The 21,629-nt window shown below is 40.8% G+C and carries 15 protein-coding genes and 1 pseudogene; 5 read left to right on the forward strand and 11 right to left on the reverse strand.

Annotated elements, in window-relative coordinates; translation table 11 throughout:
• Nucleotides 1-16: 16 nt before the first annotated feature.
• Nucleotides 17-277 (reverse strand): photosystem I reaction center subunit PsaK, encoded by a 261-nt coding sequence (gene psaK, locus AC2D3N_RS15990; RefSeq protein ID WP_369821834.1) that lies wholly within the window; start codon nucleotides 275-277, stop codon nucleotides 17-19.
• A gap of 253 nt (nucleotides 278-530) precedes the next feature.
• On the opposite strand from psaK, the gene AC2D3N_RS15995 reads away from it, so the two are divergent.
• Nucleotides 531-1,181, forward strand: coding sequence for a phosphoribosylanthranilate isomerase (locus AC2D3N_RS15995; RefSeq protein ID WP_484691465.1), 651 nt, complete (start codon nucleotides 531-533; stop codon nucleotides 1,179-1,181).
• Between the two features lie 37 nt (nucleotides 1,182-1,218).
• Here AC2D3N_RS15995 and AC2D3N_RS16000 read toward each other — a convergent pair whose 3' ends face one another.
• Nucleotides 1,219-1,536 (reverse strand): hypothetical protein, encoded by a 318-nt coding sequence (locus tag AC2D3N_RS16000; RefSeq protein WP_079678325.1) that lies wholly within the window; start codon nucleotides 1,534-1,536, stop codon nucleotides 1,219-1,221.
• 527 nt (nucleotides 1,537-2,063) lie between these two features.
• On the opposite strand from AC2D3N_RS16000, the gene psbO reads away from it, so the two are divergent.
• Together psbO and AC2D3N_RS16010 are read left to right on the forward strand one after the other, a co-directional pair.
• Complete coding sequence (psbO, locus tag AC2D3N_RS16005) at nucleotides 2,064-2,900, forward strand: photosystem II manganese-stabilizing polypeptide (protein ID WP_079678324.1); 837 nt, start codon at nucleotides 2,064-2,066, stop codon at nucleotides 2,898-2,900.
• A gap of 474 nt (nucleotides 2,901-3,374) precedes the next feature.
• Nucleotides 3,375-4,148 (forward strand): RNA polymerase sigma factor SigF, encoded by a 774-nt coding sequence (locus AC2D3N_RS16010; protein WP_079678323.1) that lies wholly within the window; start codon nucleotides 3,375-3,377, stop codon nucleotides 4,146-4,148.
• Nucleotides 4,149-4,614: 466 nt separating this feature from the next.
• Here AC2D3N_RS16010 and AC2D3N_RS16015 read toward each other — a convergent pair whose 3' ends face one another.
• From AC2D3N_RS16015 to htpG, 8 genes and pseudogenes are all read right to left on the reverse strand, one after another.
• On the reverse strand, nucleotides 4,615-5,169 hold the full coding sequence (locus AC2D3N_RS16015; RefSeq protein WP_484691466.1) for a pilus assembly FimT family protein: 555 nt from the start codon (nucleotides 5,167-5,169) through the stop codon (nucleotides 4,615-4,617).
• 287 nt (nucleotides 5,170-5,456) lie between these two features.
• A complete protein-coding gene (locus AC2D3N_RS16020) occupies nucleotides 5,457-6,023 on the reverse strand; it encodes a prepilin-type N-terminal cleavage/methylation domain-containing protein (protein ID WP_484691467.1) in 567 nt (188 codons plus the stop codon).
• Between the two features lie 41 nt (nucleotides 6,024-6,064).
• Entirely contained in the window at nucleotides 6,065-7,090 is a 1,026-nt protein-coding gene (locus tag AC2D3N_RS16025) for a hypothetical protein (RefSeq protein WP_484691468.1), read from the reverse strand.
• A gap of 55 nt (nucleotides 7,091-7,145) precedes the next feature.
• Nucleotides 7,146-7,880 carry a hormogonium polysaccharide secretion pseudopilin HpsB gene (gene hpsB, locus AC2D3N_RS16030; protein ID WP_484691469.1) on the reverse strand — a complete coding sequence of 245 codons (735 nt, stop codon included), beginning with the start codon at nucleotides 7,878-7,880 and terminating at the stop codon, nucleotides 7,146-7,148.
• A 154-nt stretch (nucleotides 7,881-8,034) separates the two neighbouring features.
• On the reverse strand, nucleotides 8,035-13,389 hold the full coding sequence (gene hpsA / locus AC2D3N_RS16035; protein WP_484691470.1) for a hormogonium polysaccharide biosynthesis protein HpsA: 5,355 nt from the start codon (nucleotides 13,387-13,389) through the stop codon (nucleotides 8,035-8,037).
• Between the two features lie 504 nt (nucleotides 13,390-13,893).
• Nucleotides 13,894-14,130: a 50S ribosomal protein L28 gene (gene rpmB, locus AC2D3N_RS16040; RefSeq protein ID WP_026787250.1), complete on the reverse strand. Its 237-nt coding sequence runs from the start codon at nucleotides 14,128-14,130 to the stop codon at nucleotides 13,894-13,896.
• Nucleotides 14,131-14,239: 109 nt separating this feature from the next.
• Nucleotides 14,240-15,568 (reverse strand): annotated as a pseudogene (locus tag AC2D3N_RS16045) (group II intron reverse transcriptase); the annotation flags it as partial.
• Nucleotides 15,569-16,492: 924 nt separating this feature from the next.
• Entirely contained in the window at nucleotides 16,493-18,472 is a 1,980-nt protein-coding gene (gene htpG / locus AC2D3N_RS16050) for a molecular chaperone HtpG (RefSeq protein ID WP_484691471.1), read from the reverse strand.
• 174 nt (nucleotides 18,473-18,646) lie between these two features.
• Between htpG and AC2D3N_RS16055 the strand changes: the two genes are divergently transcribed.
• Nucleotides 18,647-19,633, forward strand: a complete 987-nt coding sequence (locus tag AC2D3N_RS16055; protein ID WP_484691472.1) for a glycosyltransferase — start codon at nucleotides 18,647-18,649, stop codon at nucleotides 19,631-19,633.
• Between the two features lie 4 nt (nucleotides 19,634-19,637).
• A complete protein-coding gene (locus AC2D3N_RS16060; RefSeq protein ID WP_484691473.1) occupies nucleotides 19,638-20,624 on the forward strand; it encodes a glycosyltransferase in 987 nt (328 codons plus the stop codon).
• A 28-nt stretch (nucleotides 20,625-20,652) separates the two neighbouring features.
• On the opposite strand, the gene AC2D3N_RS16065 is transcribed toward AC2D3N_RS16060, so the two are convergent.
• Nucleotides 20,653-21,570 carry a glycosyltransferase family 2 protein gene (locus AC2D3N_RS16065; RefSeq protein ID WP_484691474.1) on the reverse strand — a complete coding sequence of 306 codons (918 nt, stop codon included), beginning with the start codon at nucleotides 21,568-21,570 and terminating at the stop codon, nucleotides 20,653-20,655.
• Between the last annotated feature and the right edge of the window lie 59 nt (nucleotides 21,571-21,629).

Genomic DNA, 21,629 nt, shown 5'->3' on the forward strand with positions numbered 1-21,629 from the left:
CTCTACGAGGGGTGGGTTAAAGAACTCCTGCGTTGCCTAAAGCTAAAATCACCCCAGCCCCTAAAATATGTCCAAAGCTGGCGGTAGCCAATAATTCGGGAATTCCAAATCCCGTAAACATCCGGGGTAAACCGGGTAAACTAGGCCCTTTGCCACGATTTTCTTTAGAAATGGCATAGAAACCGATGAAAATAGCCACTAGGTTAGAGATAATCATAACAATGGCTACACTCGGAGACCAACTCACGGTGATGGGAACGTTGCTTTGTATCGACATCAGTAATGAAGTGTAAATCAAGTTTCTATTCTCCTGAGTAATTTTACGATTTTCTTAATTTCAACAATTGATTATAAAAATCTGATGCCAAAAACTCCTAATTTGTTGAAAAAGTTAATATAGCAGGGAATAGGGAATAGGGAACAGGGAACAGGGAATAGACAGAATGCACCCGATTGATATAATTCTTGTAAAATTTTGATCTGAATTGTCTGCTGTGAATCAGACCTTAAACTTAACTTCAAGACCATCAATGCGAATTAAAATTTGTGGAATTACTCGACCGGATCAAGGGCGTGCGATCGCCCAACTGGGGGCGACAATGTTAGGATTTATTTGTGTTCGGTACTCCCCTCGTTATGTCACGTCGCAGCAAATTTGCCGGATTTTAGAGAATTTACCGAACTCGATTCAAACCATTGGTGTATTTGCTAATGTGAGTGTGGAAGAAATTTATCAAACGGTCAGGGAAACGGGATTAACTGGTGTACAACTGCATGGGGATGAATCTCCCGATTTTTGCGATCGCCTGCGTCAGATTCTTCCTGATACAGAACTGATTAAAGCCCTACGGATTAAATCCCCAGCCACCTTAATCCAAACTCAAGACTATTTCAATCATATTGATGCCCTATTATTAGATGCTTATCATCCACAACAGTTGGGAGGGACGGGTCAAAGTTTTGACTGGCAAATTTTGAAACAATTTTACCCCCCCTGTTCCTGGTTTTTAGCCGGAGGACTAACCCCCGATAATATTGGGGACGCATTGCAACAGTTAAAACCCGATGGCATTGATCTTTCTAGTGGCGTTGAACGTTCTGCTGGCGATAAAGATTTGGTAAAAGTGAGTCAATTATTTCAAACACTTTCGGCTTTTTTCTCAGAATTAAAAACCCATTAATCTATCTTGATTTTTCTCTCCCGCACCATCGGTATCCCTACTCCTGCATCAATTCTGGAAACTCCTTTTGTAAATTTTCCATTACAGAGTTGAGAGAACTCCGAGGAATATAGGGCCAACCTCCTTTAGATTCAATCTCTCGTAATAAATGATAGAGTTTTTGACGATTATCGGGTAAAGATTGCTGAAAGAAACTTTCTCGGATGTCTTGGTGTAACTGTTCTAAAATTCTCAATACCGCTAAAATTTCCAGAGGGTTTCCTTCGGCGGTTTTGGCTAAGGTTAAAACCTTTTCTGCTAAAAATTCAAGCTGATTTGACCGAGCTTGTGAATCAAATTCCGTGGGATTGTCCATAATTGAAATCTATCATTGCCGACAACCGTCTGAGAGAGAGCGATCGGTAACATTAACTTAAGTAGTTTAACTGATCCTTGAAAAATTTGTACTTCGTCACAAAAACAGTCACGAGGAATCAACCCGGAGTTGGGAAGCACGGAGGATTGAGCTTCGGGGAGGAAAAACGACTCACCGCAGTTTTAACTGCCATGAGAAATGATAAAATATCGGCAGCAAGTAGGAATAACCATCTACGCGAAGAAGTGTTTTTTAAGGAGTAACCCCTGACTTGCCTCGCCCCTACAAAGTTGTAGCCGGAGGGCAAGCAAGCAACGGAAAAACGCGGAGCGTACCGAATTGGCATGGTGATGGACTCGGAAAGCCAAAAAATGGTATAAGTAAGCGCAATTACAGCGTCTTTTTGATAGTTGTTTTGAGTGTCTAGGGGGATATTTGACTATCCCTTTTAAGCAAGTCTTAAAGAATCTGCCTCTCTTTACAGGGCAGAGTGTCAAATATCAATTTTGCATATTTTGAGGTTGACAATGAGATATCGCGCTTTGGTTGCTGCACTATTAGCAATCTGTTTAACTGTACTTACAGCTTGTTCTGATGGCCCAGAGGCTAAAGATCCGAAGCTACTGACCTATGATGACATTAGAAATACAGGATTAGCTGTAAACTGTCCAACTTTGCCTGAAACTGCCCGGGGTTCTATTCCAATTGATAGTGGAAAGTCCTACAGTATCAGTGGTTTGTGTCTGCAACCCACCAGCTATTTTGTTAAAGAAGAACCCACCAACAAACGCAAAGAAGCCGAATTTGTTCCGGGCCGCCTATTAACCCGATTCACCTATAGCTTAGATCAAATTACCGGCAACCTGTTGGTCGGTTCCGATGGTAAGCTCACCTTTGAAGAAAAAGATGGAATTGATTTCCAAGCGATTACGGTTTTATTACCAGGTGGCGAAGAAGTTCCTTTCTTATTCACGGTTAAAGGGTTAGTGGCCAGTTCCCAGCCCGGATTATCCAGTATTAACACTTCTACCGATTTACGGGGAGATTTTAACGTTCCTTCCTATCGAGGCGCCAACTTCTTAGATCCTAAAGCCCGTGGGGTGAATGCTGGCTATGACAACGCCGTTGCTTTACCGGCAACCGCCGATGGAGTCGATTTAAGTAATGCTAATGTTAAGTTAGCCGATACCAAAGTCAAAGCGGGTCGGATTTCTTTACAGGTTTCTAAAATCGACGGCGAAACCGGAGAAGTGGCTGGAATTTTTGAAAGTGAACAGCCTTCTGATGATGATTTGGGTGCGAAGGAATCCTTGGACGTGAAGGTTCGGGGTGTCTTCTATGGTCGGATTGAAGCCGCTTCCTAAGCTCACCTATCGATAGATTAACCCATGATTTGATCCAGGAAGAATGGGGGATCAACAGTTACCTGTCTCCGGTTTGTGGACTTAATCACTGACTGATGATGGGTAAGGGTTCAACCCTCAGCCTTCCTGAATTAACAGAGGGTATTTTTACTAAGTGAACATATATAATTCCCAATTTCAAAAAATATTAATCAAACTTCTATAAATATCTTGCGTTAACCCCGCAAGTTGGGCTACAATAGTATGTTATTAGCCCTAATGGTGTATATAAATTTACTAAAGCTAGGCTTCTAGCCGATGGCTTAAAAGTCCTCGTTTAGTGCTTCAGCGCGGCCTCACATTGACTATTGAATATAGGTTCAGAGTCCCCCCTGTGTTGGGGCAAGCCCTCTAACCTCCCATCCCATTAAAGCCGAGTGTGGTCAAGATTAATACGGAACTAATTAGCCAGCCCTACCAACGCAGGATCTTGTCATGCCTACTCAAGTTGTCAATTACCCTAGAGGAGAAAGTTTAGAACTGTTGCACCAATATCAACAGTCTGCTTCTAAGGATATCCGCAACCGGATTGTTCAGTTAAATATTGGATTGGTGCGTAAGGAGGTACACCATTGGGTGAACCAGTGTACGGAAAGTTATGAAGATTTACTTCAAGTCGGCTGTATTGGCTTGATTCGTGCAATCGAGCGATTTGACCTGTCCAAAGGTCATGCCTTTAGTTCCTTTGCGATTCCCTATATTCGGGGAGAGATTCAGCACTATTTAAGAGATAAAAGCCCGTCAGTGCGGGTACCTCGTCAATGGTTGACCCTACAACGGCAATCGGTGAAGGTGATTCAACAACTTCAGTTAGAACTCAAGCGCCCGCCCACGGATGGAGAAGTGGCGGAGGTGTTAGGAATTTCTGTGAATGAGTGGAATGAGGTGAAGCTGGCTAACTACAACCGTTCTGTGCTGAGTTTGGATGCTCCGATTCAAGATGGGGAAGATGGGGCGACCTGTTTGGGGGAAATGGTTCCTGACGGTCGTTATCGGAGTTTTCAGTTGGCGCAAGAGGATCAAATTCGTGTCCAGCAGGCTTTAGCTAAATTAGAGGACGGAACCCGTAAGGTTTTGGAGTTTGTGTTTCTGTATGATTTAACCCAGAAGGAAACGGCGGAACGTTTGGGTATTAGTTCGGTGACGGTTTCTCGTCGGGTGAAAAAAGGGTTGAGTTCTTTACAGAAAATGATGTCTGGTGGTGAATAGTTGGGTTATTGGTCAATTTGACGAACCACAAAGACACAAAAAAATAGGGAAAAAAAAATATTCAACTGATTTTCTCTGGGCGTGTAGATCCCCCCTAGCCCCCCTTAAAAAGGGGGGAACTGGATTCATAAGTCGCCCTTTTTAATGGGTGAACTGGATTCATAAGTCCTTAAAAATGGGGAAACTGTACTTCATAAGTCGCCCTTTTTAATGGGTGAACTGGATTCATAAGTCCTTAAAAATGGGGAAACTGTACTTCATAAGTCCCCCTTTTTAATAGGTGAACTGGATTCATAAGTCCTTAAAAATGGGGAAACTGTACTTCATAAGTCCCCCTTTTTAATGGGGATTTAGGGGGATCTGGTCTAGGATAAAAACAATGAAATTATTACTTAAGTTGACACCAATAACCACTAAGGCACAAAGACACAAAGAAAGGGAAAAGGAAATTCTATTGTCAACTTTTTTAATAACAATATTTCCCATCTTTGGGTTTTGGGTTATTTTGGGCTATTCTTAATGTTCCTAATAGGGTGGACACGAATGTGCAGCGTTTGGCGGGGCTACCATTGCGAAGGGATACGGTCACCCGTCCTAACTGACCATTAGCACGACCTTTATGGTCAAACTGCATCCTCCAGATTTTGGTGGTTTTGTTTTGATATAGGGTTGTTTCTGCCTCGTCAATTTGAACGCCTTGATCTAGGATCGTCCATTGATTTTCTGTGGGGGTTTCATCTGGACGATGAATTGCCCATTGCACGGTATTATTTTGATCTCGAAAGCTGATTTGCCGGGTCTCCTTATTGAGTTTGGCTTCTGCACGGGTGGTTTGCATTGCCCAGTAAATTCGGTCTATGGATGTATTGAGGCGCTGATTATTAATGAAGCCTAACCAACTGGGGGCAGCAATGGCGCCCAGAACACCAATGATGAGGATAATAATTAGTTGTTCAATTAGGGTAAATCCGCTATCAGAGGAGGTTAAGGAGCGATCGCAGGTCTTTTTAGAGTTGATCATAAAAGCACACCTGGTTTCAACTAGAATAGTTATGTTTTTTAAACGAACCTAACTACCAGTCTGCGAAAAATCAGAGGCTCTGACCACGGGAGAATTACGGATTTTTTAAAACTATTTTGAACGTTGAAAGATTAATCAATCTGTGGATATTACGGAGTTATAGCAGACACCGTTATCCTGAGAGAGATTAGGTCTAATTTAACCACAAAGACACAAGAAGTTTTTGCCCATTGCTATAATTGCAATGTTGCAGGGTGGAGGCTACGCGATCGCATTCTTTCAACTATTTAAGGAGGGATGGGACAATTAGTGTTCTCTGCGGTTCTCATTCCTCCTAACAGAGTTTGAACAATGGTACAGCGTTTACCTTTGCCATCAGGAAGGGAGACTGTTACTGTGAAGGGCAATTTTTGCTCAGGAGTCATTTTTTTGATACTTCCTTGATAATTAAAAACAATATCTGAATCGGCGGTTACTGTTGTATCTCCTGCACCTGTAACCAGTTTGATTGTTCCTGGTTTAATTTCACCAGAAACATTTAGCTTCTGGGGATTACCATCATAATTAACAGTAGGTGGATCAACCGCAGTATTAAATGTTACAGTAACATCTGTTTTTTTGAGTTTTGCTTCTGCTTGGGCTGATTTAATCGCTTGAAACACCTGATTATTGACGGTTTTAAGCCGTTGTCCGGTTGTAAATGCTTGCCAACCCGGAGCGGCGATCGCACTCAGAATACCAATCATTGAAACTACAACTAACAATTCAATCAAGGTAAACCCCTGATCAGATTGAACGGGATTTTTTTTTAACCGATTTATTAACAGCCTATTTAATATTTGTTGAGTTTTCATAATTAATCCTTTTTGATTATTTAATAATTTTTGAGTTAATTCTAATTTTCACCCAGACCACTTAAGCCTCGCAATTGAACTGATGATTTTGGACAATAGGGTGACTTACTATTAGCATCAATCTTAGCATCAGTCGGACAAACTACTGCATTAGCGTCATTACGTCTTAGGGCATTTGCCTGAATTGTTAATTTAGCTAAGTTATTTGTTGAGCTAGGATCTAGTTCAAATTTTTCAATGTAGTTAACTAAAACATTTGGTGTGACACCGGCTATTTTTGTTATGTCAGTAACATTTTCTAAGGGTTTAGATAAACTAAAATTGGAATTATAGGGTAAATTATCCTTACTATCCTTCCAATAGCTCTCAAGGTTTGTCCCAAGTTCTGCTTTTGTATAGTAGGTTCCATCAGATTTTGCTAACCCATCAGAAATTTCATACCTAACTATTCGACTAGGACAATTGCCTCCTGAAGGTTGACACCAAATTGGGTTTGTATCTTTTTCTAGTAAGTGATAACTGACTAATGATAAAACGTAGGTATCATTACAGTTCCTTTGTTTATCTGGTTGATCTGGTGGGTAAGGTTTGGGGTTACAATCTTTAGGTAGTAAAGCAGAACCTACGGGAACAGCATCTTCTACTATTTTTCGTTTCCAAAAAACAAGAACAGGTTTTTCATTCTTAGGAGTTCCAGTATTCGGTAAAAAACCAGCAGCTTTTAGTTGATCAATTTCCTTAGTTTCCTTAGTAGTTGGCGGAGTTGTTGATGAGTCTAATTCTTGTTTTTTGGGAACATAAATATAGAGAGCTTGACTAACATCTTCTGCAATATAATCGAATGCAGATTGGATTTCTTCTTCGGTGTTTGCTCTGGCACTTTCTCGTTGATCATCATTTAATAGACCAATTACCATTCCCATTAATGGAGTGATCACAATAAAAGCAATAATCGTACCCACTAATAGTTCTATCATTGTCATGCCTTTGACTTGATAGTTTTGATCAAATTTTGCCGGACTTGACCTAACTTGATGTTTAAGTAATAATTTTAGAAAGATACTCATTTTTATTGCTCCATTAACTTAAGAAAAGTAGGTGAATTAAGTTGGACTTAAAACATTACGGTGTAGGTGTAAGATTTAGTCGTTGTTGAAGATTTTCAAAGGTTGCACCTGACGGTAAAACTTCTGCGGTCATAATAACTAAGGGTTGTGTGCGATCGCCAACGGCATTTGTGACCAAGCTATTTGATTTTAGACGATCACTATCAGTTGGTGTTTTAAGAGTAATACCCGCACCAAAAGAGTTAGCCCGATAAACTCGAACTGCTAATTGATAGCTCTTAGTTGTTGCAATAGTGGAATTAGGGGTATTGTCATAGACGATTCCTTGAACTACCATATCTGTCACACTAGGAGTGTTACTTTGACAACCTCCCCCATCAAAATCCATGCAATATAACCCAGATGGAGTTGTGCAGGGGATCATGATTTTGTCAGGATTTGGGTCGGTAGCTGTTGGAGTGTCTGGAGCGCAGCTTAAACTTGCGTTAGCTGGAGGGCTAGTAGTAAGCCAGGATTGTTCGTCTGTCTTAAAAGGCAGAGTCCGATCCGGATGATCGATATGATAGATTTCGATTTGGCCACCTTTCACCTTGTCAATATAACTTTTTCCCGCTTGAGTTGCTAGTTCAACTCGTTTGGCTTGCACGCGAGTCCCCACAGAGAAGGCAATAACAGGGCCAATTGCTAACAACATGACCGATACAACGACAACCGCCATTAGTCCTTCTAGGATTGTATAGCCCGATTCTGATGAGGGGGTAAAACCCGTTTTATCTTTATTGGGAATCATATTATTCACCTGCGAAATTAAGAACGTGGAAAAGACACTTAAGTAGGTGGGCGAGAATATCCCACCGTCCCAGTGTGGCTGAAAGCTATTTACAGCAAGGGTTTACCCTATCTACATAGTTAGGTTTAATTACGCCTACCTACTTATAGGGAAATCAAGGATTGCAAACAAGCTTATTACGAATGCTATTAGGAACAGCGTTGGTGGTTGCTTTAGTTGGATCAGATATAGTAGTGGAGTTAGAAGGGAATACTTTGGAACACAACAAAGCTTTAACCCAGTCATCATCGCGACTGACTTCTCGGAAATAGTTATCGGGTGCTTCGGTAGAAGGAGCGGTGAATTTCTGAGCAAATAAGTCAGGGGGTTGAGACAAAATACCCACATCAAATCCCCAATTCCGATTAGAGGGAGTATAGTAACTCACCCGTCTATTAACGTTATTGAAGTTATAGACATCGCTGAAATTCTGATCCACTACACCAAACATTCCCTGTGCTGTAACAAGATCCTTATCTGTACTACCTGTTTTGAGTTGAAGTGGAATTGCCGGAGCAGTAGCATAGCGACTACGGCGGATTTGAATAAAGGAACCTAGAATTTGAACTGTACCCCGTGTTCCTGCCGTTCCTGAGACCCAATTTTCGATCAGGCGAGGGAAGTTTTCTAAACCGCCATTGGACTCATTGGGACGACTTGGCCCATCCCCGGAACCTAAAACCAAATTGTATATGGTTGTACCAGCTTTAGCCGGAATCGACCATCGACTTTGTGGCTGACCAACTACACCAAGCAGCCTGGCACCAACAGGGAAATTGACTTCTGTTGCTGTTGTTGACGCATTGTCAGTCGCGTGAAGTTGCAAAACCGGAATCAACAACGGTTGTTGAGGTTTGCCATGGGTCAAGGTAACAGGAGTGCCAGGAGTTCTGGGGTTATAAAACCAGAGGGGATACTGATAACCGTAATTTCTGACCCCGCCGTTATTCGTCACAAACCAGAGTGAGGCTGTGCCCCCGTTGTTATTGGGATTCAATGTTCGAGGTTCTTGGACTTGACCCCCCACCTTGTCACCTAGTTTTGGGCACAGATAGTTCTTGTTCAGATCTGGCTCATCTGGATTAGCACGATGGCGATATTCACCACCCGCTTGATAGTCAGGCGTTGTCACATCTGCGCTCACATAACATTGCAGCCATCCATTTTTAACGTCTGCACCTGCTCCATTACCTGGGTCGGCAATACCAACAATAATTGGGCGATTCATTTGATCTAGGCGAATCATCCCGCCTTGAGATCGAAGGAAACCCACTCGTCGAGGCAGCCGTTGAGATTCTTCTGTAATTCTCCAGTAGCCCGTTGTTCCTGAAAACATGGCAGGAGGATTAAACTTGTTCTTCAGATTGTCTAAATTGTAAATTCCTAACTCTTTAGGAACATTGACGAGTAGATCATACAATGTCAAATCAGACTCTTTCTTAACATTACCCGCCGCGTCTTTAACTTGTTTGGTTGCACTGAGTTCAGCATTATCGTTAAAATCATCATCATTATTAACGTCGTACCCAACCACCCAATCATTAGGCCCACAAGCAGAAATAGGGACTTTACGGCAGACTTCCATCACATATTCTGAGAACTGCACTCGCCGTTGAATCGGAGTCACAAAGTTATTAAAATAGGAGGAATCAACTGCGGTTGTGTTGGTGGTCAGATAGTGGGAATCCGAGAGTCTTAAATCCGAGGCTTTTTTGGTTGCTCCGGTATTTTTTTCGCTCGCATCGAGCGTTGCAGATCCAATCAACTGCGGATTTTGATTCGCATCTAAAGTCCTAGAAAATGCACCACTACTTAAACCATTGGTCACAAAGTTGTTGGACTGATTAAAACCGTTAATGATCCGGGCAGCATTAGCAGTAATGTCAATTTCTCGAATATTTAATGATGAGCCATCATTTATCCCATTACCATTGAGATCAATCCAAAACTCGTTCTTATTAATGGTTCCATCATTATCCGTATCAGCGAAAATAAGCTCATTCGTGGTAGGGTCGCTGGCTTTAATCTCGCCATTGCCATTCAAGTCATAGCCAATTTTGGCATTACCCGCATTATTTCTGAGATCGAAGTCTCCTTCATTGCGGAAACCAAAGCGGAAGTTATCAGAAAGCAGGGTAACGGCATCGGCTAATACCGTTGCAGGTCGCCATGTATCTCCGCCGGTGGCGGAGGTGCAATTGGGTTTGAGTCTGGGATCACCAGGGCGACAGGCAAAGTCTGTATTCAGGGTTTTTCGAGTGTAGAAGTTACTCCAGGTATCATCTAATGACTCTTTAAACTCCTGTATTGCTGAACCGTCTTTAGCATTATGCGGGTTAAATTCACCCTTAATATAGACAGGGACATCGGAAACCAGAATCAGTCCTTTCTCCTGTAGGATTTTTTCAGTTGCTTGTTTGGCATCAGCAGGTAAGGCATCGTCATTCTGGCCATTATTGTCCTTATCATTTCTGGCCAGATATTTACCATTGACCAAAACAATCCCATTAGGACGACGACTTGGATCAAGTTTAAAGTCTGAACCACTTCCCCTTACCCTTGTATTAGGATCGGTGTCACTGAGATCGGGCAGAGCATCGTCCCGTGTTGCATAGATAATCCCACTATTAGGCAAGAGATATTCCGGTAAAGGGCCAGTTATTCCACTTCCAAAGGTAATAGGTTGATTTCGCAGCATTCCTAAGTCGATAACCGTTGCCCGAATTTCTTGGGGGAACCGATTTTCTAGGGGCATTGCATAACTGGTGGTTAATTCACCAGCAATCTTAGTGGGGTCAACAGGATCACGGACAGTAAAGGTTTCATCAATGGTTGTAGCGGTATTATCCGTTTCTACGGCTTTGACTTCCCGGGCATTCAAGAAAGCAGTTTCCTTAATTGCCCCTTCGGGAAAAGTAGTAGCGGAAGGGACGGAGCCAAGATTATAGCCCGTTGTGCCTAAAATTCCCAAGGCACAGAGAGCCGAATCAATGGCCGACTGATCGCCTAAATCCCGTTTGACTTCCTCTTTGGTTAGGGCGATACGCAGACGCTCGTTCACAAACCGACCATCGGGGAAAACTAAATTGGCTTGGTTTTCCAAAACAGTGGGACTGGTACCTCCTAACAAACCTGCGGTTATAGTAGATTGCCCTGGTCTAGCTGTTGTTGGTGGCCCATAAACCTTACCATTATTGGAATTGGGGAAACCCCCTGTATTCAGACTGGTCAGGCGATTTGAGGGGTCATAGTAACTGCTGATACAAGCAATGGGTTTTTGGGTTGTATCGTTTTCTTTAGGATTGAAGATATCTTGGGCATAGTGATAAACGGCTGTTGCCCGCATTTTCAGATCGCCCTTAGCATATTTAGGGGTATTAGGATCAAGACTACCCGTAGGTGCGGCGGAATTTGCTATAGTTAAGGGCCATCCTGGGATATCGATCCATTTTGGAGTTACGTTATCATAAACCTTTGACAATTTTGTCGGAGACATGGGCATGGTATCGGGCCAAACAATCGGATAACCCTTATCCCCATATTTGCTTTCATCAACACTTGCAGTCGCCGGATCATCCCAAGCTGGAGGAGGTAGGAAGGAGCTAGAACGTTCATAAATGCCTGCTCCGGTGACGACTCGTAACCCTCCATAGCCGGAAATAATCGGATCGGGTTTCTGACCCGCTGCTTTCTCCCAAAATCCATGCCGATCTATTGCGCCAACATTCGGTAAAGTTTGAATTTGAGTCGGACGTTCTCGATCCTTTTGAGTCCCTGTCCATTTCCCCAAGGTCGCTTTAGCCGCCTCAAAGAAGGGGGCTGTGGTATTTCCGGTGTAAGACAGTTTAGGTTGATTATTGCCCACCAAAACCCGATCTCCGAGTTCAACTTCATTTTGTGGATTCTTGGGAGGTTCTGGAGCTTTTAACTGATCGGCTTTTAAGGTAATCCCTGTATACGAAGTTGCAGGATTAGCCGGATCAAATGGCTTAGCCCATAAATCAACAGGTCGCAAGTTATTACCTGAACCAGCAAGGGGTTTTGTACTTATACTGTAACTTCCAACCCCTAAATCACCAGCAGGTGCCTCTTTATAGGGAACCCTTCGCGTCCGTTCTCGGAAATATGTTTCTAATTCTTCCTCACGAACTTTAGTTGAATCAAGAGTTGAATCTTCTTTAATTCGATTTAAAATTGCATTTTTTACAGTGTCTGGATCGGTTGTGTTAGCACTTGTGAGTTGAGATTTTACTAGCAAACTAATGCGATTTTCATAAGCATTATTATTGTAAAGCACATCTGCTGCTTCCTGCGTTGTAGATCGATCAGTGGTAGAAATTGTCTGATTCGTTTCCGTAAAAGATGTAGCAGCTTTAAATAAATCTACAGTTGATGAACCCTTTTTACTTGAATCATTAGCAGTTCCATTGACTACATTTCCCCCGACAACAATTTTACTATTTTCTATTTCATAAAAACAGGAAGCTGGAGAACTGACCATGTAATAACGGATTGTGTTTGTACTACCTGGAGTCGTAATCAAGTTACTATTTGTAAACATTCGGCCATTTAACTTAAATGCTGGCCCTGGAGCAACTTCTAAGTCGTCTTCATAAACGACGGCATTATTACTAAAAGGAATTCGAGTTCGGTCTTGTTGATATTCTAAAGCTGTAAAGCCTGCTGTTCCTTTAACTTCTCCGTTAGCATCGGGCATCGGTACAGTAGTCGTGTAAACAAAGAAACTTTTTTTCAATTTTCCATCTTGCTTACTCCACCCAGAGCCATCAATTAAATCCGCACTGCTTCCCGCAGATACACATTTTTTTGCCTCCGATTGTATACTTTTCATCGGAGGAGTCCGAGCTTCCGTTGCAATTCTAGCTCTAGCAGTTTTAGGCAAACGGAAGTAAATCCCATACAAGACATAGCTATCGTCCTTCCCATCATTGTTAGTATCAACGGGAAACCTCCAAGCGTTATTATTCAAGTAGTTTTCCTGTTCAGTGGAGTTTGGTGGAGGAGGAATCTGAATACTTAAAACGTCTTCACCTTGAAACTGATAGTCCTTACTATTAAGAGCGCGGTACAATTCATCATCCGATGGTGTAGCTAAAGGGAGACTTTTATCCTGATTCAGTAAATACTCTATTTTTGCACTAGCCCGATCTAATGCCGGGGTTGCTGCTTGTAGAACCTGTTCATCCACCCGCCGATATTGAGCCATTTTTGCCCGATCCATTGATCGCAACATAATCGTTATGGTCAATAGCACCACCACTAATAGCACCATGGTCACAGTAGGCAACACAAAACCCGCCCGACTATAACGACCCTGACGGTTTATTTTGACCCAAACTCTAAGCAGTGATCGCAGTGTCTGCCGTGTCATCCGTTGAACAGCAATCCGAATCGAACGGAACAAAGACAGAATGGGGTTAGAGAACTTGTTTTTGTGATGTTGTGACATAGATGCCTACCTAACCTTTTATTGGAATGGTTGTGATGGCTAATCAGTTTAAAATTTCACGTTTACTAGGAAGTATTGGGGAATAATGCCTGAAGCCAAAATCAAGTAAAACCGTGAACGGATTAAATTGTATTAATATGGGGAAAACTCCCTACCCTTAGTTTTAGCATTTCTTCCCCCAGAATAGCTCCAGTAAAAATACGGATCTTTCCGTGTTCAGTCGCGCTTCAACTCCATGGGATTGCAGACTTCTTAGATGCTAACCCTATGATAAAATAAAACCTCTAGCCCAAATCAAAACAGTCAATAATTCTTGATTTGTTGTGCTTGCTATCACACTTTCGACTGTCAGGGATACAATTTAGGGATTCTCCTCTACTCTATTAGAATGCCCAGTTTTTTTTGAAAAGCGATCGCGAAAACTAAAATTCAGATAGACCCCAAAAAATAGCCCCCCTGTTGTCTAGGGGGGCTGGGGAAATCTTGGCTGTTGTTCGGCCACATTTAAAATTTGTTCAAATCAAGCCCGGCTTTTTTTGCCATGGCTTGTAACCCTTTGAGTTCAATGGTTTTAATGGCTTTTGTAGAAAGTTTCAATCTGACAAAACGATTGCCTTGGGGCCACCAAATCCGTTTCCACTGTAAATTCGCTTCCTGCAATTTGTGGGTGCGACGGTGGGAGTGGGACACAGCCATACCGTTATTGGCTCTCTTTCCCGTTAACTGACAAATCCGAGACATGGTTAACTCCAGCTTACTCTTGTTTTAAAAGTATTAGGGGTCGAGGGGGGCTTTGCAACCCCCGACTCCCATTCAAAACCGTGCTTGCGACTTTCATCGCACACGGCTCCTAGTCTAGTTGACTGTTATCATCAGAACATCCGGTTTCTTTTGAGTTGTAAGACCCATCAGTTGCCGTTTTAGTATCGTGACAATGGCGGTGTAGTAATTGCAGGTTCTTATAGTCATTTTTTCCGCCTAAAGACGTAGGAATGATATGGTCGATTTCTGCAATGTCTTCTGGGGTAAAGTATTGCCCACAGAAGGTACACTTGCCTTTCTGTTTTTTAAGCAGAAACGCTACTTTGTTGGGTACATCGAAGGATGTACCTTTTCTTGTACTCCAATATGTCCAGTTTCCGTCATAGGGTGATGCTTCAGGTCTTATAGTTACATGACGGGTGATAGATGTATCTTGATGGGCTAATAGTTTATAACCCTCTTTGGTTTCAAAGTTCCACGAACTATTCCCGTTTTTCCTGAAATAATTTTTCAGTTTTCCATAACTTGCTTTACCGCATCTTCTGACTGTCCATGCTCTTAATCTTTGCCATGTCATGTGGTCTAAGGAGGAGAACGTTTCTTTAGAAACGACTTTGGAATGATAATTGCACCATCCTCTTATGACCGGATTTAGGTTTTTGATTAATGCGTGTTGGGGTGAGGATTTGTGGTTTTTTATCACTTCCTTTACCTTATTCGCGTGAGCGTTGATTGCCTTATTACTAGGTTTAATTAGGGTTTTGAGTCCTAATAATTTAGGATTTTTACCACCAGTTTTACTGGCATGATGTTTACCAACTGGATATTGGCGAAAGTTCCAACCTAGAAAGTCGAATCCTGGTGCTACCTTTTTGCCGTTTACTTCGATTTCTCTCAGTGTGTGGCATATACGGGTTTTGGCTGGTTTCAGTTCTAACCCTATAGGTTTTAACCATTTTTCGATGGAGGCTTGGCACTGTTGAATGATTTTTAATTGTGGACTGATTACCACGAAATCATCGGCATATCTGATGGTGGTAGCGTAATTTTTGCTATTTGGTTTCTTTGGAAAGAAATTTTTAACTAAATTAATCATTCCATCTAGTGCGATGTTTGCAAGTAAAGGACTAATGACACCTCCTTGCGGAGTGCCTGCCTCTGTTGCGTTAAATATGCCGTTGTCCATAACTCCAGCTTTTAACCATTGTCTGATTTGGGCTTTTATTGTTGATGGACAATCAATTTTGGACAGTAGGTGTTTATGGTTAATCTGGTCAAAGCACTTTGAGATATCAGCATCTAGGATGTAGTATTCACCTTGATTGATGCTTTGGAAGATTCTTGACATTGCGTCGTGGGCTGAACGTCCAGGTCTGAACCCGTAGCTTTCACCCTCGAATCTAGTCAGCACTTGAGGGATGGGACTTACTGCACGGCAGTTCACCCATAAATGTAATCAGTTGTCACTAACTGTTTAAGCAGTTAGGCTAACCGTCCCATAAGCCTTTCAGCTTATTTTAGGTTAAACGAATCGCACACGTTCCTTAAATATGGGATTATTGCCTTTAGTTTCATCCTATCTGCCGGGGTACTTTTGGGAATCTCAGTAAGTGTTGTATAAAAAACCTTACCTTTTATAAAGGTGTTTGGAGACCTCTATCTTTTCCCCTTGTTCTTTTGAACGCAGTGTATCAAGTCAATTTCACTACATAATGTTTACGACAGTTCAGACGGATGTTTACTCGCGTTAAACTTGGGCAATTGGCTAGAGAACTACCTAGGCATTTGACTTACACCCGATTTCCCGTTATTCCCAGCTTCAACGTTTTGATAATCAGTCTGGCGTTGTGGGAATTGCCGAATCTTTTTGGTTTGGCTACCGTATTTTTTTTAATTTCGGATATCCGTACCATTGATTCCAAGATTGACCTTCCTTTAAGGTCACATATTTAAAGTTAAGACAGGTTTTGATTGGATTTATTGGTGGATTTTAACTCCATTGACCAATTGTCTGAACCTATCTCCCTGCTTACGTTTTCGGGTTTTATTCCTAGACTTTGGCAGGAACGTCTCGCACCCAAACCTCCATTATACAGAATTTTGGTTCTAACAATCCCATCGCTTTGAAAGTCCTTTGATTTTAACTTGAGTTTTAGATCTCCCCTAACCCCCCTTGAGAAACGAACTGGATTTCAAAGTCCCTACAAGGGGGATCTATCGTTTCAAAGTCCCCTTTTTCAAGGGGGATTTAGGGGGATCTGTCATCTCAAAGTCCCCTTTTTCAAGGGGGATTTAGGGGGATATATCTTAAGATGTAATCAGGTTTTTTTTTACCGTCATCTTAATTAGTTGTTAACCGCGTTAACACCTGATTAGAACGTTCTACAAAGTCCTTCATTCCCTCCGCATCAAAGCCTTTTTGAGCAATTAAGGCTAAATCATAGACATGATGACAAATCATATTTGCTAACTCCGTCGAAGGAGACTCGCCACCCTCTTGAATAATTGCCCCTTGACTCAAATTAACTAAATTCTGAATCAACGGATGGGCAGTATTAATTAACAGAATATGTTCTTCAGGAAATTCAACTTTTTGTTGCTGCATCAGAGCGGTCATATCCTGCAACCGTCGCATAAATTCCGGTAATAAAACCATCGCAGGCGGGGTATTTTCGGATTTTAATGATTCAGTCCGAATTGTTAATTTAGGCTTGTTCAAGGCTGCGGTAAACAGGTCTTTAATGATTTCACTGCGGGTTTTATTGGTTTTCGGATCAACAATTTCAGGGCTATTATCCTTAGCAATTAAATTGTCATCTAGTTCCGCATCCACCCGGGAAAACTTAACATCCGTGTGTTCCCGTTCTAGGAAACTAATAAAATGACTATCAATAAAGGAATCGAAGAATAAAACTTCTAATCCTTGACTGGTATGTAACTGAATATAAGTGGCTTGGCTACTTTCATCGGTACAATAAAATACCCGATTTTCATTGCGCTCTTTATTGCGTTCGAGATATTCGCTTAAGGTAGTATAGTAACGACCTTTTTCGTCGGTATTTTCAGGAGTTTGGGCGGCGACATCTTGCCACACATCTCCGGCTTCGGTTTGTACCTGGACATCAACGGCTTTTTCCTCGTTATTAACAGATTCTGGGGTATAGGTGGTACGACAAATCAGAATATCCTCAACTTGTTTTTTAAACTTATCATCGTTGAGGGAACCAAACTTAACAAAAGTACCAATATCTTGCCAACAACGGATATATTCTTTGCGGTTATCCCGATATAATTCTTTCAGACGGTCGGCGACTTTTTTCGCCACATAATCGGCAATTTTACGGACGGTGCGATTACTTTGTAGAGCACTGCGGGAAATATTTAACGGAATATCCGTACTATCAATCACCCCCCGCAAAGGCATCAGGAATTTAGGGATAATATCTTCGCAGTGGTCACTGACAAAAACTTGATTACAGAATAGTTTAATATTGCCCTGGGTGACATCCACATCGGGCTTGAGTTTGGGGAAATAAAGAATCCCATTCACAATAAAAGGATAGTCAGTATTTAGATGTACCCAAAGCAGGGGTTCTTCTTGGAAGGGATAGAGATAGCGATAGAGTTCTAAATAATCTTCGTCGGTTAAGTTATTAGGAGATTCCCGCCAGGGTGCTTTTTGGCGGTTAATGATTTCGCCGTCCAATTTAATCGGGACGGGCATAAAATCACAATAGGTTTTAATTAGTTGACGGATGCGGGAGGGTTCGGTATATTCGATTTCCTCATCCATCAAAGTCAGGGTGATGGTAGTTCCCCGTTGGATGCGGCCAGAGTCTTCCAGTTTAAAGACCGGAGAACCATCGCACGTCCAGTGAACCGCTTGGGAGTCCTCTTGATAGGAGAGGGTATCGATTTCGACTTGACGGGCGACCATGAAGGAGGAGTAAAACCCTAAACCAAAATGGCCAATGATGGATTGGTCAGAGTTGGCCTGATATTTTTCGATAAATTCTTCGGCGCTGGAAAAGGCGACTTGGTTAATATATTTTTTGACTTCCTCGGCGGTCATACCGATACCATTATCGGTAATGGCAAGGGTTTTGTTCTCTTTATCGAGGGTGATGGTGATTTCGGGTTCTCCCGCATCCCCGGAGTATTCCCCAGACCGAGACACCATATTCAGTTTAGCGATGGCGTCAACGGCGTTGGAAACGAGTTCCCGCAGGAAGACTTCGTGGTCGGTGTAGAGGGATTTTTTGATAATCGGGAAGATATTCTCAGTATGGATGGTAATGGTTCCCTGTTCGAGTACGGTCATAGTGATTTCAGGTTAAGGTATCTATAGAATGGTGATGTTATGATTGTGTGCGATCGCCTAACCCCGATAAACGTAATCCCCCTACAGGTTTAATTCGGTTTTCCCTACGGTGGTCTAAATTATGTTAGCTTTTTTACCTAAAAGTGAAATTAATAATCAGGAGTGAGATTGTAAATGCCCTTAATCTCTGTAATTATTCCAGCCTATAATGCTGAAAAAACTATTCAAGAAACAATTTATTCTGTTTTGAATCAAACTTTTCTTGATCTGGAGTTAATTATTATTAATGATGGGTCTACGGATTCAACTTTAAAAATAATTTCAAAGTTTACAGAACCTCATTTGAAAGTATTCTCCTATGATAACTCAGGAGCAAACTATGCCCGAAATCGAGGATTAGAAAAAGCATCTGGAGAGTATATTTCTTTCATTGATGCTGATGATCTTTGGACTCCCGATAAATTGGAATTACAACTTAAAGCGTTGCAAGAAAACCCGGAAGCTAAAGTTGCCTATAGTTGGACAAATTGTATTGACGAATCGGGTAAATTTTTACGCCCTGGCGGTCATGTCACCGTTAATGGCAATGCTTATCGTCATCTTTTGTTAGCAAATTTTTTAGAAAATGGTTCAAATCCTTTAATTCATCGGGATGCTTTTGCAACAGTAGGAACATTTGATGAGTCATTAGAAGCATCTCAAGATAAGGATATGTGGATTAGATTAGCCAAGCGTTATCAATATGTTGCTGTTCCAAAGGCTCAAATTTTATATCGCCAAAGTGGTAACTCTATGAGTACGAATGTATGGCGTTTACAAAAGGCTTCAACCGGTATTATTAAACGGGAATTTAGTCAAGCTCCTGCTTCAATGCAATATTTAAAAAACCGAAGTTTAGCTAATATTTACAAATACTTAACTTTTAAAGCCCTAGAAGGCGAACCTGATCGAGATAAAGCGATTGCGGCATTAAATTTTTTATATCATGTTGTGATTTATGACCCAAAAATGCTGCGTCAACGAGTGACCGTTAGAACTTTAATAAAAATTGCAACAATTATTTTTTTACCGAAACAGCAAGCTAAAAATGTTCTAAATAAATATGGTATTATTAAAAATATTGGTGCGATAACATCATTGATTGAAACTACTCCTGATTAAAAATATGCCTCTAATTTCAGTTGTTATTCCAGTATTTAACGGAGAAGAGACAATTTATTATACCATTGAATCAGTATTAAATCAAACTTTTACTGATTTTGAACTAATTATTATTAATGATGGTTCAACGGATCAAACTTTAGAAATAATTAGGCATTTTTGCGATCCTAGATTAGCCGTATTTTCCTATAATAATGAGGGAGCGAATACAAGTCGCAATCGAGGTATTACTCTATCTTCAGGTGATTATATTTCTTTCATTGATGCTGACGATCTTTGGACTGTTGATAAATTAGAAGCACAATTAAAAGCCTTACAAGACCATCCTGAAGCTGCTGTTTCCTATAGCTGGACGGATGCTGTTGATGAAGCGGGTAATTTTTTACGTCCCGATAGTCGAGCAACATTTACAGGTGATGTTTACCCACATTTATTATTGGCTTATTTTCTCTCTAATGGTTCTAATCCATTAATTCGTAAACAAGCTTTTTATGAAGTTGGTCTTTTTGATGAATCTTTAAGATCTGCACAAGATTGGGAAATGTATTTAAGATTAGCAGCAAAATATCCATTTGTAGCCGTGCCCAAACCACAGATTTTATATCGACAATCTATTTCTTCAATGTCTATGAATGTTGTTATGAAAGAAGTTGCTGCTATTGCAGTAATTGAAAAAAATTTTGCTCAAGCACCGCCATCTTTACAACATTTAAAAAAGCAGAGTTTAGGCAATCTTTATAAATACTTAACGGTTAAAGTATTAGAAGCTCTTCCAACTTGGAATCAGGGGATGGAAGCATTTCAACTATTTAGAAAGACGATTGAATATGATTCCACCTTGCTCCAAAAAGGAATCACTGCAAAGATTTTATATAAAATTGCTATTTTAAGTTTATGTCCTCCCCAATTAGCTGAAATTATACTGAAGAAAACGTCTAAATTGGCGAATACTAGCACATTATTGGGATATATTAATCTTGACATTTCATAAGCATTTTAATGTAATAAAAATTGAGATTCTACAGAGAAAAAATTATCATGAGTAAACTTTTAATAAACATCACTAAAGCAAATTTGAGTTGCGATCGCAATTCAGGTTGATAACGGATATAATCCTTCAGTAATCCTAATGCTATACGGCCTTTTTCTCTACTGGGTTCCCCCTCTAAGGATTTACAGAGTAAATATTTATGAATATTTGCTAAACTTAAAGACTTTAGAGGTTGAAGTGAAGGCGGTACTTGATTAAATGCTCGTTCAATCACTTCTAAACATTCTTGCTTATGAGAAACAATGTTAGCCGACATTGCGCCTTTTGATAATCGGTGCAATACTTGAGTTTTAGGAATACCGACAAAAGGATATTTAGCCGCTAATCTTAACCATAAGTCCCATTCGCCTGAAGAATTAATTGTACTATCAAATCCTCCCACCTTATCCAAAGCTGATTTTCTAATTAAAGGGTTAGAAGCCGTATCTAAAAAATTATCGACTAATAAATTCTCATAAATATATCCTTGCTTTGTAATATGTCTTCCTAAAACCGTCACTTGTCCAAATTCATCACAATGATCTGTCCAACTATAAGCCAGGACTGCTTCGGGATGATTTTTAAGTGCATTGAGTTGAGATTCAAGTTTATCAGGAGTCCAAAGATCATCATGATCTAAAAAAGCAATAAATTCACCTGAAGCTTTAGCCAATCCTCGATTTCGGCTTTCTGATACCCCCGTATTAGGATAAGAAAAGATCTGAATTTTAGGTTCTTGAAGTTGAGAAGCAATCTTAGAAATAATATCTAGTGTAGAATCTTGAGAACCATCATTAATTATAATAATCTCAAAATTTTGAAATGTTTGATTCAAAACTGAATTGATTGTATCTTGAATTGTTTGATTAGCATTGTAAACGGGAATAACAACAGAAACTAATGACATAATTTAATGTATTAATGAATTAAATATCATATTCTGGAACAATAGAAAACACCAATTTA

It is taken from the genome of Planktothrix sp. PLAVEN19ND (assembly GCF_057220675.1).

What these genes read in the sequence shown, in the direction of transcription:
- AC2D3N_RS16015 (WP_484691466.1), bottom strand. Translation starts at nt 5,169, where the DNA reads ATGATCAACTCTAAAAAGACCTGCGATCGCTCCTTAACCTCCTCTGAT.
- AC2D3N_RS16010 (WP_079678323.1), top strand. Translation starts at nt 3,375, where the DNA reads ATGCCTACTCAAGTTGTCAATTACCCTAGAGGAGAAAGTTTAGAACTG.
- AC2D3N_RS16000 (WP_079678325.1), bottom strand. Translation starts at nt 1,536, where the DNA reads ATGGACAATCCCACGGAATTTGATTCACAAGCTCGGTCAAATCAGCTT.
- htpG (WP_484691471.1), bottom strand. Translation starts at nt 18,472, where the DNA reads ATGACCGTACTCGAACAGGGAACCATTACCATCCATACTGAGAATATC.
- AC2D3N_RS16025 (WP_484691468.1), bottom strand. Translation starts at nt 7,090, where the DNA reads ATGAGTATCTTTCTAAAATTATTACTTAAACATCAAGTTAGGTCAAGT.
- psbO (WP_079678324.1), top strand. Translation starts at nt 2,064, where the DNA reads ATGAGATATCGCGCTTTGGTTGCTGCACTATTAGCAATCTGTTTAACT.
- hpsA (WP_484691470.1), bottom strand. Translation starts at nt 13,389, where the DNA reads ATGTCACAACATCACAAAAACAAGTTCTCTAACCCCATTCTGTCTTTG.
- rpmB (WP_026787250.1), bottom strand. Translation starts at nt 14,130, where the DNA reads ATGTCTCGGATTTGTCAGTTAACGGGAAAGAGAGCCAATAACGGTATG.
- AC2D3N_RS16020 (WP_484691467.1), bottom strand. Translation starts at nt 6,023, where the DNA reads ATGAAAACTCAACAAATATTAAATAGGCTGTTAATAAATCGGTTAAAA.
- AC2D3N_RS16055 (WP_484691472.1), top strand. Translation starts at nt 18,647, where the DNA reads ATGCCCTTAATCTCTGTAATTATTCCAGCCTATAATGCTGAAAAAACT.
- AC2D3N_RS16065 (WP_484691474.1), bottom strand. Translation starts at nt 21,570, where the DNA reads ATGTCATTAGTTTCTGTTGTTATTCCCGTTTACAATGCTAATCAAACA.
- hpsB (WP_484691469.1), bottom strand. Translation starts at nt 7,880, where the DNA reads ATGATTCCCAATAAAGATAAAACGGGTTTTACCCCCTCATCAGAATCG.
- psaK (WP_369821834.1), bottom strand. Translation starts at nt 277, where the DNA reads ATGTCGATACAAAGCAACGTTCCCATCACCGTGAGTTGGTCTCCGAGT.
- AC2D3N_RS16060 (WP_484691473.1), top strand. Translation starts at nt 19,638, where the DNA reads ATGCCTCTAATTTCAGTTGTTATTCCAGTATTTAACGGAGAAGAGACA.
- AC2D3N_RS15995 (WP_484691465.1), top strand. Translation starts at nt 531, where the DNA reads ATGCGAATTAAAATTTGTGGAATTACTCGACCGGATCAAGGGCGTGCG.